Below are 13,195 nucleotides of genomic sequence, written 5' to 3'. Positions count from 1 at the left end.
CATCAGGATGCCGGAGGCTTCGCATAGAGCGCCTCGTGCAGGTTGACGGTGTGGTTCTTGATCCGTCGCAGGGCGACCGCCATGTCGCTGAAGGTCAGGGCAGGCAGCGCGCCACAGCAACCTGACTTCATCCGCTGTACGTGCCGGTTGCGGATCTCATCGGCCAGGTCGTTCAGGCGATGGGCCTCGTCATAGATTTTGGTGTTGCTGACGGTATCTGGGCTTTTGAAATCAGTGCTGACCAGCATGAAAAAGGCAAAAACCTCGCGGTGGAAATGGTGCAGGTCCTTCCAGGCCTCCTCACTGAAGTCGAGTTCATGTTTGGTAAGCCGTTTCATGTACGAACAGAGCGAAGCGGCGTAATCGGCGATCGATTCCAGTTCATCGGCGGCTCGTACATAGCTGTAGGCGCGATCTGACTGGCTGTTGCTGGCGCTGCCTGCCTGCATCATGGTGACGACAAAGGTGGTGATCTCATGCTGCATGATATCGGTTTCATCTTCAAGCGCCGTCACCTTGCGGTAGAAACGGTCACGGCCTTTCAGGTCTTGCTGCAGATAGCTGCCGGCGTGACGCAGGGCCTTGTGTACCCGGGCCTGCATCCGCTTGAGTTCTTCAAAGACCATCGGAATACCCATGGAGACCGGAATAGTGCCGGGCGACCCGATATATTTGAAGGCGCCCCGCGCCGCCCCTTCCCGTTCCGGTACCAGCCTGGTCACCAGCTTTGCCAGCTGACCGAGAAACGGGAGCATTACCAGGGTGGCAGTGACGTTGAAAGCGGTATGGGCCATGGCGATATGGGCGGCAATGTAGGGGTAGGTCCCCTGGGCATCGGCAAACCCGGCCTCGCCCGGCACGAATCTTTCAATCAGTTCGACATAGGTTGAAAAGAAGGTGACGATGATCATGACTCCCAGCACGTTAAAGACGGTGTGGGCCATGGCGGCGCGGCGTGCGGTAATGGACCCGCCGATGCCGGCGAACTGGGCGGTGATGGTGGTGCCGATATTTTCGCCCATGACCAGAGCAATGGCCGTGTAGAGGGGAATCGCTCCGGTTGTTGCCAGGGCGATGGTGATGCCGAGCATGGCGGAACTGCTCTGCACCACCATGGTCATCAGGCAGCCGATCGCCACGCAGCCGAGCACACTGAGCAGCGTGCGGCCATCCAGTGCCAGCATCAGGTTCATGAAGCCTTCGTCTTTACGCAGGGGCTTGAAGGCATCGCTCATGATCTCAAGGCCGAAGAAGATCAGGCCGAGGGCCACCAGCACCTTGGCTATGCCGGAAATGGTATCGTTTTTCGAAAAGAGCATCGGAAAGACGCCCAGGGCAATCAGCAGCAGACCGTACTTGCCGACCTGGATCGCGAGGATCCAGCCGGTAATGGTGGTGCCGATGTTGGCCCCAAGAATGACGCCGATGGCCTGGGTCAAGTGCATCAGGCCGGCGTTGGTCAGACCGACGACCATGACCGTGGTGATTGAGGACGACTGGACAAAGCAGGTCACAAAAATGCCGACCAGCACCGCGAGGAAGCGGTTGGTCGTCATTGATGCAATTGCTTTACGGATCAGGCCGCCCGAAAGCATTTGCAGGCTGTCGGAGAGATACTTCATGCCGAGGACGAAGACACCAAGTCCGCCTAGGGCTGTATACGTCATCTTGAATGGTTCGATCATTGCCCGACCTTATACGTGAATAGATGCATACCAAGGGGGTGTATGTTACCGTTATGCAACAGTCCTGTAAAGCATCGGTTTTGTTGCAGACGCAAAGGCGGGCAGCCCCCACTGGGGACTGCCCGCCTTGTTGCTGCCGTTTGTGCGTCTGGAGCGCTTAGCCCAGGATCGCCTTGAGGTCTTCCTCAGCCGTGGTGATCGGCATGATGTTGAAGTTCTCCACCAGGAAGTTCAGCACGTTGGGGGTGATGAAGGCCGGCAGTGAGGGTCCCAGGCGGATATCCTTGATACCCAGCGACAGCAGGGTCAGCAGGATGACGACGGCCTTCTGCTCGTACCAGGAGAGTACCAGCGACAGCGGCAGGTCGTTGACGCCGCACTCAAAGGCGTTGGCCAGGGCCACGGCGATCTGGATCGCCGAGTAGGCATCGTTGCACTGGCCCACATCCAAGAGGCGCGGGATGCCGCCGATGTCGCCGAACTCCAGCTTGTTGAAACGGTACTTGCCGCAGGCCAGGGTCAGGATGACGGTATCCTGGGGGGCCTTTTCGGCAAACTCGGTGTAGTAGTTACGGCCCGATTTGGCGCCGTCGCAACCGCCCACCAGGAAGAAGTGCTTGATCTGGCCGGCCTTGACCGCGGCGATCACCTTGTCGGCCACGCCCAGTACGGCGTTGTGGCCGAAGCCCACCAGGATCTCCTGGCCCGGGTTTTCCGGCAGGCTCGGGCATGCCAGGGCCTTGTTGATCACCTCGGAGAAGTCCCAGCCGCTTATATGCTTGACGTCGGGCCACTGCACCAGACCCCAGGTGTAGAGGCGGTCCTTGTAGGAATCGGCCGGGCGCTGGATGCAGTTGGTGTTGAAGATGATCGCGCCGGGGAAGTGGGGGAATTCCTTGGCCTGATCCTGCCAGGCGCCGCCGAAGTTGCCCACCAGGTGCGGGTATTTTTTGAGGCCGGGGTAGCCGTGGGCCGGCAACATCTCGCCGTGGGTGTAGATGTTGATCCCCTTGCCCTCGGTCTGCTTGAGCAGTTCTTCCAGCATCTTCAGGTCGTGGCCGGTGACCAGGATCCCCTTGCCGGCCTTGGTGCCCAGGTTGACGGCGGTGGGGGTCGGGCTGCCGTAGGTCTCGTTGTGGACGGCGTCCAACAGGCCCATGGTGGTCAGGTTCTGCTTGCCGCACTCCATGCAGAGACCCACGAAGTCCATCAGGCCTAAGGAGGCGTCGGTGGTGGCGGCCAGCGCCTTCTGGAAGAAGGCCATTACCTCGTCGTTACTCTTGCCCAGGATCATGGCGTGATCCATGTAGGCCGCCATGCCTTTCAGGCCGTACATCAGGATCTCGATGGTGGAGCGGATATCTTCGTTAACGTGCTGGCTGTTGATACCATACTGCTCACCCTGGGCGATCATGCCGGCCAGATCGGCGGCCGGTTTCCAGTCGGCAACCGGGCCGGACAGGGTAATGCCCTTGGTGGCGCAGGCGGCCTTGGCCTTTTCTTTCAGCTGGTAGCAGCGCTGGATCAGCTGGCCGATCACGGCCGGGTCGAAGTCGACGTTGGTGACGGTGGTGAACAGGCCTTCGATGGTAAAGCGGTCGATCTCCTTGTCGCGGCCCAACTTGTCGGCGTACAGGGCCAGCGACTTCAGGCCGTAGATCAGGTGATCCTGCAGGGTGGCTACCTCGGGTTTCTTGCCGCAGACGCCGGAAATATTGCAACCGGTCCCGTTGGCGGCCTGCTCGCACTGGTTACAGAACATGCTCATAGTCTAATCCTCCTTTGGTAGTGGCATCCAGAGAGATGCGTTTTGGACGTTTGTATGGTATGGAGAGTATAGCAGCGTTTCGACCAATTGCATGACCGTGGTCAAAAAAAGTGCGCTTTTAGGGAGGGAATCATGGCCAAGGTGTTTTTTGCCGATATGCGGGCCAGTCACAAGGAAAACCTGTTCGATAAGATCACCAAGCTGCTGGCCCTGTGCGGTCTGGCGCAACGGGTGGTCGAGGGTGACCTGGCCGCAGTCAAGATCCACTTCGGTGAGAAGGGTAACAGTGCCTTTATCCGGCCGATCTTTGCCCGGCGGGTGGTGGATGAGCTGAAAAAACTGGGTGCCAAGCCGTTTCTGACCGATTCCTCCACCCTCTATCCCGGCGAGCGCAAAGAGGCGGTTTCGGCGCTGGCTTGCGGCATCGAGAACGGCTTTGCCTACGCGGTGGTCAACGCGCCTTTGATCATCAGCGACGGCCTGCGGGGGGTGAGCGAGGTGACGGTGCCGATCGCGGGTCAGTTGCTCAAAGAGGTCTACATCGGCACCGAGATCGTGGAGGCCGACGCCCTGGTGGCGCTGTCCCACTTCAAGTGCCACGAACTGACCGGCTTCGGCGGCGCCATCAAGAACTTGGGCATGGGCTGCGCCTCCCGCAAGGGCAAGCTGGTGCAGCACTCCACCGTGGCGCCGGTGGTATCGGCCAAGCACTGCACCGGCTGCAGGCTCTGCCTGAAGTCCTGCGCCCACGACGCCATTGCCATGGTTGACGGCAAGGCGCTGATCGACGCCGACATGTGCGCCGGCTGCTCGCGCTGCATCACGGTCTGCCCAGTCAAGGCGATCAACATCCAGTGGAACGAGGCCGCCGACCTGGTGATGAAGAAGATGGCCGAATACGCCCTGGGTGCGGTGGCGGGCAAGCAGGGTAAGCTGGTCTTTGTGAACTTCATCACCCAGGTTTCGCCGGCCTGCGACTGCTACGGCCACTGCGACGCGCCGATCGTGAACGACATCGGCATCTGTGCCTCCACCGATCCGGTGGCCCTGGATCAGGCCTGCGCCGATCTGGTCAATGCAGCGCGGGGTAATCAGGATTCGGCCTTGAAGAGTGGCCATGAGCCGGGGGGCGACAAGTTCCACGGCGTCTGGCCCGAGATCCCCTGGCAGGTGCAACTGGAGCATGCCGAAAAGGTCGGCCTGGGCAGCCGCAGCTACGAATTGGTGAAGCTGTAGGGAGAGAACTGTATGGACCGTCGTATCGTTACCCTGCTGCTGGGATGTCTGTTGTGTTGCCTGCAGGTTGGCACGGCTCGCGCCGTTGCAACGCCGTCCAGCCCGGCTCCCCGTGAGTACACCCTGGCGGTCTTTCCCTTCTTACCCACCGGCAACCTGGAGGGGATCTTCGCGCCGATTGCGGCGGAGTTGTCCCGTGAGCTCGGCAAGCCGGTCCGCTTTCGGGTCACCCCGACCTATGATGCCTTTATTGCGGCGCTGAAAGAAAAGAAGTTCGACATCGTCCATATTCACCCCTTTGATTATGTTCAATTTGGCCAGGCCATCGGGTATCAACCGCTGGTTGCCAGAACCGAAGGACTGTATGCTGAATTTTCAGTCAAGGAGGGGTCGCCGCTCAAGCGGCTATCAGACTTGCGCGGCAAGCAGATAGGAACGCCCCCCAGTACCGGCTCGGTTACCTATCTGGCCCGGGCGGCCTTGCAGCAGGCAGGCATCAGACCTGATGAAATCACGATCCGCAACTTCCCCAACCATCTGGCCTGTCTGCAGCAGCTGCAGATCGGCAGCGTGGATGCTTGCGCCACCAGCGCCCCGGCGGCCCGGGTATTTGAGGCTCAGCTGGGGCTCAAGTTGCAGCATATCGGGCGTTCTCAGACCATCACCCATGCCCTGTTCGCCGTTCACAAGCGGGTTCCGGCAGCTGATCGCGAGCGGATTAAGAAGAGCCTGATCGCCACCAAACTGGAAACCATGGATCCCAAGCTGCGGGCCCTGTTCATTGATCCGGGCAGCGCCACACCAGGCCGCTATTTCCAGCCGGTCACCGATCGTGACTACAACCAGGCACGGCGTATCATGCAACAGCTCGGATACTGACCGATGGTGCGTCTGTCGCTCAAATACCGCATCGCCCTGGTGGTGTTTCTGTTTCAGTTGCTGGTCTTAAGCCTGCAGCTCTGGCACACCTTCAGTGCCAGCCGTGAGTCCGACCTTAACCAGCTGGTGACCCGTGAAGAGGTGTTTCTCGGCCTGATCAGCGAGATGGGCCGTAACGCCCTGTTGACCAATGAACCGGCCGATTTTCAGCTCTTCATCACCCCCTTCACCAACGCTCCCCACATCAAGCGGGTCATGCTGCTGGATCAGACCGGCCGGGTGGTGGCCAGCACCACCCCCCAGGATCTGGGGAACAGCAACCCCGCGATGGTCGACACGTTACCGTTGCTCTGGAAGGTCAAGCGGATCGAGAATGCCACTGAACAGTTAGGCAGCATTGCGGTTCAGTTTTCCCGCCAGGAGCTGGTTGACCGTACCGACCTGCTACTGGCGCGGGGTATTCCGGTGGCCTGTGCCGGTATCCTGCTGAGCGCACTGACCGGACTGGGGCTGGGTACCCTGCTGACCCGCCGTCTCAAGAAGCTGGAGCAGGCAACCCAGCGGGTGGGGGCCGGTGATATGGAAGTAACGGTTTCTATCCCTGGCAATGATGAGATTGGCCGGTTGGCCCAGGTCTTTAACGAGATGTCCACCAGCCTGCGTTCACAGTTTGTGGAATTACAGCAGATTCAGCAGGAACTCGCCTTTCAGGCCCACCATGACCCGCTGTCGGGCCTGCCCAACCGGACCCTGTTTGACCTGCGTTGCGGTCAGGCCCTTGAGGCTGCCCGGCAGGAGAGGAGCCAGGTGGCGCTGCTGTTCATGGACCTGGATCATTTCAAGAATATCAACGACAGCTATGGCCACCAGGTGGGTGACTGTGTGCTGCGGGACGTGGCGGCCCGCCTGACGATGGTGCTCAAGGATCAGTACCTGATCGCCCGCCTGGGTGGTGACGAGTTCTGTGTGCTGATCGAGCAGCTCAGCAACGAACAGGAGGCCATCGACCTGGCTCAATCAGTGCTGGATGCGTTGGCAGCGCCGTTATCCTGCGAGCAGCATGAGTTTTTCCTGGCCGCCAGTATCGGCATCTGCTTTTTCCCCCAGGACGGCGACGATGTCACCAAGCTGCTGCGCAACGCCGACACCGCCATGTACCGCGCCAAGGCGTCGGGACGCGGCGGCTACCGTCTCTACTCCCGGGAGCAGACCACCACACTGCGGGAGCGGGTCTCGATGGAATCACGGCTGCGGCGGGCCGTTGAACGGGGCGAATTGCGACTGCACTACCAGCCGCAGATCGACTTCAGCAGCGATACCGCGGTGGGGGTGGAGGCGCTGGCCCGCTGGAGCAGCCCGGAGTTTGGCCTGGTCAAGCCGTCCAAGTTCATCCCGATTGCCGAGGAGAGCGGCCTGATCATCCCGCTGGGAGAGTGGATACTGTTCGACGCCTGCGCCCAGATGCAGCAGTGGCGTACCGAAAAGCTGGGCCTGCAGCGGATGGCGGTCAACCTGTCAGCGCTGCAGATTCAGCGTGGCGACATCGTCAATCTGGTGCGCCGGGCACTGGATCATACCGGACTGCCGGCCAACTGCCTGGAGCTGGAGATCACCGAAGGCTACATCCTGCAGGAGACCGAGCGGGCCGTGGAGACCCTGCAGCAGCTGCGGGACCTGGGAGTTTCGATCGCCATCGATGACTTCGGCACCGGTTTTTCCTCGCTCTCCTATCTGCACCGGCTGCCGATCGACCGGCTCAAGATCGACAAATCCTTTGTGCAGGAGATCGGTACCACCTCGCGGGCGGCCATGGTGGCCCAGGCGGTGGTTGATCTGGGGCGTACTCTGGGTCTGACCGTGATCGGCGAGGGGGTCGAGCAGGAGCGCCACGCAACGGCGCTTAAATCCTGGGGCTGTCATGAGGGACAAGGCTTCCTCTATTCGCCGGCCGTTGAACCGGACCAGCTGAGCAGTCTGGCCCCCTGGCTGAAGAAGCCATGAAAGCCGTGATTCAGCGGGTCAGCTCGGCTTCGGTGACGGTGGATGGTGCAGTCGTCGGTCAGATCGGGCAAGGGATCATGGTGCTGCTGGGGGTCGAAAAGGGCGATAGCGAGGCGGCGGCCGACTGGCTGGCGGAAAAGATCGTCGGTCTGCGTATCTTTGAGGATGACGACGGAAAGATGAACCGCTCGTTGATTGACATCGGCGGCGCGCTGTTGGCGGTATCGCAGTTTACCCTGGCCGGCACCTGTGACAAAGGGCGCCGCCCCTCCTTTGACAGTGCGGCCCCGGCCGAGGAGGGCAAGCGGCTGTACGACTTTTTTGTTAACGCCCTGCGGCGGCAGCAGGTACCGGTGCAGACCGGCATCTTCCAGGCTGATATGCAGGTGGCGCTGGTTAACGACGGCCCGGTAACCTTTATCCTGGAACGGAGGTAGATGCGTATGCAGCTTGGCAGTCTGAAACAGGCGGCAGCCAGCGGCGGCTTCTGGCTGGCCTGGTTGTTGCTGGTTGGCGCAGGCCTGATCGGCTCACCCACGGCCGGGTTCGGTATGGCCTTCCTGTCGGTAAGCTGTGCCGTGCTGCCACTGGCCTTTGGTTCTACGCGCCAGCGGATCAGCGCCGGGGTGGCCCTGTTGCTGGGGGTATTACTGGCGGTGTCGCTGGTGGACAAGGCCCAAAACGACCCGTACTTCACCAAGCAGCGCAGCCAGCCGGCGCCTGCAGACGTCAAGCCGCCGGCAGCCCGTTGATGGCCCACAGAAGGAGATTAGTATGAACCGTCAGAAATTGCTCAAGATCGCCGGCGTTTCGGCTGGCATTGTCGTGGCCCTGCTGGTTGGTCTGACCATCCTGGTCAAGCTGATCATTTCGCCGGAACTGGTTAAAAAGACCGTGCTGCCCAAGATCTCCGCCGCCATCAACCGTCAGGTCAGCCTGGGTGATGTCTCGGTCAGTATCTTTTCCGGTATCCGGTTGCACGATCTGGTGGTGCTGGACCGCGAAGGCAGCGAGCCGTTTGTCAAGGCCGGGGCCATCCGGCTCGACTATCGCTTCTGGCCGCTGTTGCGCAAACGGGTCGAGATTGAGCAGATCCGTCTTGAATCACCGCTGGTGCGGGTGGTGCGCAATGCCGATGGCAGCTTCAACTTCAGCGATCTGCTGGTCAAGAAGCAGCCGCCGGCGGCACCGGCGGAACCCAAGGCCAAGAGTCCGATCGATCTGTCTGTCTCCGAGGTGGTTGTCAGCGACGGTCGGCTGATCTTTGACGACCGCAAGGGGCTGGGGGGTAAGCCGTATCAGGCCGAGATCAGCGCCATCCAGTTTAGCGCGCAGCAGATCTCGCTGGATGGCACGTTTCCGATCTCATTGCAGGCGGCCCTGCCGGGTGGCATGCAGTTCGATCTGTCCGGTACCGCCACCGCGGTGGGCAGCGGTCCCACGGTGGCCCTGGCTGCCAGGCTGATCGCCAAGGATCTAAGCAAACTGGCAGCTGGCCTGCCGCCCTCACTGGCTGAGAAGATCACCAGATTCGATCTGGCTGGCGGCATGGAGCTGAACCTGAAGCTGGCCGGCGCTACCAAGCAGCCCAAAGAACTGCTGCAGGGGGGCGAGATTACGCTCAACGCCATGCAGCTGACCGCCGGTGGTCAGCGCCCCAGCATTGGCGGCCAGTTGCTGCTGGGCAAGGACAGTCTTGAATCAAAGGGACTGACCCTGACCGTCAAAGAACAAAAGCTGGCCATCGGCCTCAAGGCCGCCAACCTGCTGGCCAAGCCGATCAAGTTGAGCGTGGCGGTCAGCGGCGACACGCTGGACCTGAACAAGCTCCTGCCGGCCAAGGCCAAGGCAACGGCGGCACCAGCCGGATCGACGGCGCTGGCCGGCCCGTCCGCAGCACCGAAGGCCGTTGCCAAGCCTGAGCCAGGGCCGCTCAACCTGCCGCTGGTTGCCAACGGCACGGTCACGCTTAACAGCCTGCTCTTCCGTACCCTGACCATCAGCAAACCGTCGCTGTCATGGCGGCTGGCCGACAACCTGCTGACGGTGGATAGCCTAAAAGGGGGCCTGGCCGGCGGCAGCTTCAGCGACACGGCCCGGGTCAACCTGGGGGTCAAGGGCTTCAGCTACAGCACCCAACTGACGGTGCAGGGGGTGCAGGCCGACCAGCTGGTCTCCGCCTTTGCTCCCAAGGCCAGCGGCAGCACCTTCGGCAGCATGGTGCTGACGGCGCAACTGCAGGGCAGCGGCACCCAGCCCGAGGCGATCAAACGCAACCTGGGCGGTAACGGCAGTTTTGCCATCAGCGACGGTAAGCTGACCGGCAGTGGTTTCATGCCGCAACTGGCCAGCTATCTCAAGGCCGATGCGCTGCGTATCCTGCGTTTCAGTCGCTACGCGGGGGATTTCGCTATTAAGGGTGGGATTGTGACGCTCAATTCGGCCCTGGACGGCAGCGATGCCAAGTTCAAGACCAGCGGCACCGCCGGCTTTGACAAGAGCATCGCCATGGGGCTCGATCTGCGTCTGTCGCCGGCCATCACCGGTCAGGTGGTGCGGGGCAGTGCGGGACGTTTCCTGACCGACAGCCAGGGTTGGGGTATCCTGCCGCTCAAGGTGGTGGGTACGGTCGGCTCGCCCCGCTTCACCCTCGACAGCGCCCAGGCCGGAGAGCATCTCAAGGGCAAGCTGCAGGAAGAGCTGAGCAGACGGCTGCTGAAGGACAAGCAGGGCCAGCCGCGGCCGGAAAAGCAGCTGCTGGAGCAGGGGCTGAAGGGACTGTTCGGCAGGTAGGGCTTACTCTCCTTCGGGAGCCAGCTGCAGGCTCTGCAGCGCAGCGAACGGTTGATTGCCGAAGCCGGCCTTAGGCGAGGCCTGCTTCGGCTCTTTTTTGTCCTGCTCGGGGGCAGCCGCGGCCAGCGGTTCGGCCAGGGCGTTTAGCTCTTCCTGCTGATCGTTGCCGTTGCCGGTGAAGAAGTACAGATTATAGAGCCGGTGGTGGCCGGTCCAGCGGCTATTCTGGGCAGTATCGCGGGCCATGTGGGCCTGGATGCCGTTGATCTTGGAATCCATGTCGTCCAGGTAGTGCAGCACGGTGGCCTCCACCGTTTTGGGCCGTTTGGGGGAGCCGTAGTCATACTGGCCGTGGTGGGAGAGCAGCATATGCTTCAGCAGCAGGGCCAGCTCACGGGGAAAGCCGGGAAGCGTGGCGATCCGCTCGCTCAGCAGCTCCACGCCGATGCTGATATGGCCGATCAGGCGCCCCTCGTCGGTGTACTCGAAGGCCCGCTCGTAGCACAGCTCGGCCACCTTGCCGACATCGTGCAAGAGCGCCCCCACCAGCAGCAGATCGCGATTTAGACCGGCATACAGCGGCACCACCGCGTCCACCAGCCGCGCCACCGCCAGGGAGTGTTCCAGCAACCCCCCCAGATAGACATGGTGCATCCCCTTGGCAGCCGGGGCCTTGCAGTAACCGGCCATGAACTGCTCGTCGCTCAGGAAGCTTTCCATCAGCGCTTTCAGGTGCGGGTTGGTCAGTGATGCCACCTGATGGGCCAATTCGTTTTTCATCTCAGCCAGTGGTACTGCTGAGACCGGCACGAAATCAACCAGATCAACCCCCTCCTCCTCCAGCCGCCTGATCTCCTTAGCCACCAGCTGCATCTTGCCCATGTAGAGCGAGGCCGTGCCACGGATCTGCACGAAGTCGCCCTTCTGGAAGGCCTTGTCCAGCTCGTCCACCTTATCCCACAGCTTGCCGTCCATCTCGCCGCTCTTATCCATGAACTTCAGGTTCATGTAGGGCTTGCCGTTCTTGGCCATGGCCATGGTCTTTTCCTTGACCATGAACACCGATTCAACGACGTCTCTATCCTTCAGGTCGGCGAGGTACTGTTTGGGCATGGTGGCTCTTTCGTTTTTAAAATGTTGAGCTGTCAGGCTGCCAAGCGGAAGGTGGCGTCAATCTCATCCCATGGCACGTAAAAATGACCGCTGGCATCCTTTTCAACCAGGCCCAGACGCTCCATGGCCTTTACATCATCGAACACGTTGCGATACTGGCGGTGGAGGTGCTTTGCCAATGCATTGATACTGGCATGTCCCATGCGGCGTAGTTCTGTCAGCAGTTCGAACCGTTTCGGTGTCAGATGCTTGAGCAGCATGGGCAGGTTATCAAAATAGAGCCGTTCGATCGTCTTTTCTGGCAACCAACCGTCATCAAGCCGGTCGGCAATCAGCTTTAACTCATCGAAAAATTCGCTGTCACTTTTTATGCCGATTTTTAAGTCACGTTTTGCTTTCATAACGATCACATCCTCTCCACATCCGCTTCAAAATCTTCCACCAGCTTGCGCAGGGTGGTGAAGCGATAGGTCTCTTCCACCGGTCCGACATGCCGGTGATCACCCTTGCCGCGCTCATTATCGTAACGGACAATGCAGGTGCCGTCAGTTAAACCACAGTACAGGCGATATTTAAAAGGGTGCAGACTACCTGCAACCGATTCGGAAAGGTGCCAGATCACCACCTCAATGATCCGACCATTCTTCTCTTTCCGGTATCTGATGATCTCTCTGGCAGTCCCCACTTACACCTCGCAGGCTATATGTTGTCTAATAACATAGCTGGCCGACTTCAGCAACCCCTATCTCACTACCGCCCTGACGATCTTCAGCAAGGTCTTGCGCTTCTCCTCATCAGCCCCGGCCAGCAACTGTTCCAATTCTCCCTCTTTTACCCCACCCGCTTGCAGATGCTGAAACTCGAACAGGTCCTTGATCTCTACCTGCAGGGCGATTGCGATCTTTTCCATGGTTTCAAATGAGGGAGTATTACGCCCGCATTCGATAAAACTGATGTATTTTGGGTCTACCATAACCAGCTCTGATAGTTGCTCCTGTGACAACCCGCGTATTTTGCGCAACTCCTTCACTCTGGCACCGAAAAGTTTCTTGGTCGTATCCATATCCACCCTCCGCAAGCCATGATTGGCGCGAAGGGCTTTTTCTATAACCGACAAATTATTAGTTTATTATAGATGAAATCTAACAAATTATTATTTTGTGGTGACTTTGAGTTAGTTTTTAGGTATCTCATTCATTATTTAAGTTAGCAAAAAGTGAATTGCTGCGAAATTTGCAGCTACCTATAAGGAGTTGCAGATGGCCATATTCAAACACATCACACTAACTGTTGCGCTCTGTTATTTGCTGTCCACTGAGTTGTATGCCAATAGCAGTACCGGAATTGTCGAACCAGCTAACGAGCTAAAACCATTGACACAGCAGCTCCGAGACAGCCAGATCGGCAAGTGGTTATCGGTTTGGGGTGATTACAGTCTTGTGGTTGGATACAACAAGCTTAACGAGCGACTAGCAGATTATCCCGGAATCGATCATTCCATGACTTATGACAACAGGGTTAGATTTGGCCTGCGATCCAAGCCGCTAGAAACGCTGACTTTGGATATCAGCATGGAGTACGCTACCAATAACACAAGGTTCCTCGTCGTTTCAAGTGGGTTGAGGGTATAGCGAGTTGAATCTGAGCTTGCCTGCAATGATGTAGGCCATGGTAATCAGATTCTTGGGGTTGCGATATCCTCGTGCCCGCGCCTTGGCTG

The 13,195-nt window shown here is 59.6% G+C and carries 13 protein-coding genes; 7 read left to right on the top strand and 6 right to left on the bottom strand.

Annotation, left to right across the window (positions count from 1 at the left end):
* Nucleotides 1-2 precede the first annotated feature (2 nt).
* Both RBQ93_RS09815 and hcp read right to left on the bottom strand, forming a co-directional pair.
* Entirely contained in the window at nt 3-1,685 is a 1,683-nt protein-coding gene (locus RBQ93_RS09815; protein WP_320371937.1) for a Na/Pi cotransporter family protein, read from the bottom strand.
* A 157-nt stretch (nt 1,686-1,842) separates the two neighbouring features.
* The gene (gene hcp, locus RBQ93_RS09810; protein WP_413818377.1) at nt 1,843-3,447 is read right to left on the bottom strand and encodes a hydroxylamine reductase; all 1,605 of its coding nucleotides are present in this window, start codon (nt 3,445-3,447) and stop codon (nt 1,843-1,845) included.
* 138 nt (nt 3,448-3,585) lie between these two features.
* On the opposite strand from hcp, the gene RBQ93_RS09805 reads away from it, so the two are divergent.
* From RBQ93_RS09805 to RBQ93_RS09780, 6 genes are read left to right on the top strand one after another with little or no spacing between them, the layout of a single operon-like run.
* Nucleotides 3,586-4,689 (top strand): DUF362 domain-containing protein, encoded by a 1,104-nt coding sequence (locus RBQ93_RS09805; protein WP_413818376.1) that lies wholly within the window; start codon nt 3,586-3,588, stop codon nt 4,687-4,689.
* 12 nt (nt 4,690-4,701) lie between these two features.
* Nucleotides 4,702-5,568: a phosphate/phosphite/phosphonate ABC transporter substrate-binding protein gene (locus RBQ93_RS09800; protein ID WP_320371935.1), complete on the top strand. Its 867-nt coding sequence runs from the start codon at nt 4,702-4,704 to the stop codon at nt 5,566-5,568.
* 3 nt (nt 5,569-5,571) lie between these two features.
* The gene (locus RBQ93_RS09795) at nt 5,572-7,569 is read left to right on the top strand and encodes a putative bifunctional diguanylate cyclase/phosphodiesterase (protein WP_320371934.1); all 1,998 of its coding nucleotides are present in this window, start codon (nt 5,572-5,574) and stop codon (nt 7,567-7,569) included.
* Complete coding sequence (dtd, locus tag RBQ93_RS09790) at nt 7,566-8,006, top strand: D-aminoacyl-tRNA deacylase (RefSeq protein ID WP_320371933.1); 441 nt, start codon at nt 7,566-7,568, stop codon at nt 8,004-8,006. The genes RBQ93_RS09795 and dtd overlap by 4 nt, the downstream gene beginning before the upstream one ends.
* Complete coding sequence (locus RBQ93_RS09785; RefSeq protein ID WP_320371932.1) at nt 8,007-8,321, top strand: hypothetical protein; 315 nt, start codon at nt 8,007-8,009, stop codon at nt 8,319-8,321.
* Nucleotides 8,322-8,343: 22 nt separating this feature from the next.
* Complete coding sequence (locus tag RBQ93_RS09780) at nt 8,344-10,362, top strand: AsmA family protein (protein WP_320371931.1); 2,019 nt, start codon at nt 8,344-8,346, stop codon at nt 10,360-10,362.
* 3 nt (nt 10,363-10,365) lie between these two features.
* Here the strand turns inward: RBQ93_RS09780 and RBQ93_RS09775 are convergent, their stop codons facing one another.
* From RBQ93_RS09775 to RBQ93_RS09760, 4 genes are read right to left on the bottom strand one after another with little or no spacing between them, the layout of a single operon-like run.
* Entirely contained in the window at nt 10,366-11,475 is a 1,110-nt protein-coding gene (locus RBQ93_RS09775) for a 3'-5' exoribonuclease YhaM family protein (protein WP_320371930.1), read from the bottom strand.
* Between the two features lie 32 nt (nt 11,476-11,507).
* Complete coding sequence (locus RBQ93_RS09770) at nt 11,508-11,876, bottom strand: MarR family transcriptional regulator (RefSeq protein WP_320371929.1); 369 nt, start codon at nt 11,874-11,876, stop codon at nt 11,508-11,510.
* A 5-nt stretch (nt 11,877-11,881) separates the two neighbouring features.
* A complete protein-coding gene (locus tag RBQ93_RS09765; RefSeq protein ID WP_320371928.1) occupies nt 11,882-12,160 on the bottom strand; it encodes a DUF6516 family protein in 279 nt (92 codons plus the stop codon).
* Nucleotides 12,161-12,217: 57 nt separating this feature from the next.
* Complete coding sequence (locus RBQ93_RS09760) at nt 12,218-12,538, bottom strand: helix-turn-helix transcriptional regulator (protein ID WP_320371927.1); 321 nt, start codon at nt 12,536-12,538, stop codon at nt 12,218-12,220.
* Between the two features lie 196 nt (nt 12,539-12,734).
* Here RBQ93_RS09760 and RBQ93_RS09755 point away from each other — a divergent pair, with 196 nt between their 5' ends.
* Nucleotides 12,735-13,106: a hypothetical protein gene (locus RBQ93_RS09755; RefSeq protein WP_320371926.1), complete on the top strand. Its 372-nt coding sequence runs from the start codon at nt 12,735-12,737 to the stop codon at nt 13,104-13,106.
* Nucleotides 13,107-13,195 lie beyond the last annotated feature (89 nt).

The organism is Trichlorobacter sp., from assembly GCF_034008105.1.
Classification (GTDB): Bacteria; Desulfobacterota; Desulfuromonadia; order Geobacterales; family Pseudopelobacteraceae; genus Trichlorobacter.
The sequence above is the reverse complement of the archived record's forward strand: the minus strand, read 5'-3'. Positions and strand labels throughout refer to the sequence as shown.

Bases quoted from the DNA above. Each gene is read 5' to 3' on its own strand.
- RBQ93_RS09805 (WP_413818376.1), top strand. From the start codon at position 3,586: ATGGCCAAGGTGTTTTTTGCCGATATGCGGGCCAGTCACAAGGAAAAC.
- RBQ93_RS09755 (WP_320371926.1), top strand. From the start codon at position 12,735: ATGGCCATATTCAAACACATCACACTAACTGTTGCGCTCTGTTATTTG.
- RBQ93_RS09785 (WP_320371932.1), top strand. From the start codon at position 8,007: ATGCGTATGCAGCTTGGCAGTCTGAAACAGGCGGCAGCCAGCGGCGGC.
- hcp (WP_413818377.1), bottom strand. From the start codon at position 3,447: ATGTTCTGTAACCAGTGCGAGCAGGCCGCCAACGGGACCGGTTGCAAT.
- dtd (WP_320371933.1), top strand. From the start codon at position 7,566: ATGAAAGCCGTGATTCAGCGGGTCAGCTCGGCTTCGGTGACGGTGGAT.
- RBQ93_RS09775 (WP_320371930.1), bottom strand. From the start codon at position 11,475: ATGCCCAAACAGTACCTCGCCGACCTGAAGGATAGAGACGTCGTTGAA.
- RBQ93_RS09760 (WP_320371927.1), bottom strand. From the start codon at position 12,538: ATGGATACGACCAAGAAACTTTTCGGTGCCAGAGTGAAGGAGTTGCGC.
- RBQ93_RS09780 (WP_320371931.1), top strand. From the start codon at position 8,344: ATGAACCGTCAGAAATTGCTCAAGATCGCCGGCGTTTCGGCTGGCATT.
- RBQ93_RS09795 (WP_320371934.1), top strand. From the start codon at position 5,572: ATGGTGCGTCTGTCGCTCAAATACCGCATCGCCCTGGTGGTGTTTCTG.
- RBQ93_RS09815 (WP_320371937.1), bottom strand. From the start codon at position 1,685: ATGATCGAACCATTCAAGATGACGTATACAGCCCTAGGCGGACTTGGT.
- RBQ93_RS09770 (WP_320371929.1), bottom strand. From the start codon at position 11,876: ATGAAAGCAAAACGTGACTTAAAAATCGGCATAAAAAGTGACAGCGAA.
- RBQ93_RS09800 (WP_320371935.1), top strand. From the start codon at position 4,702: ATGGACCGTCGTATCGTTACCCTGCTGCTGGGATGTCTGTTGTGTTGC.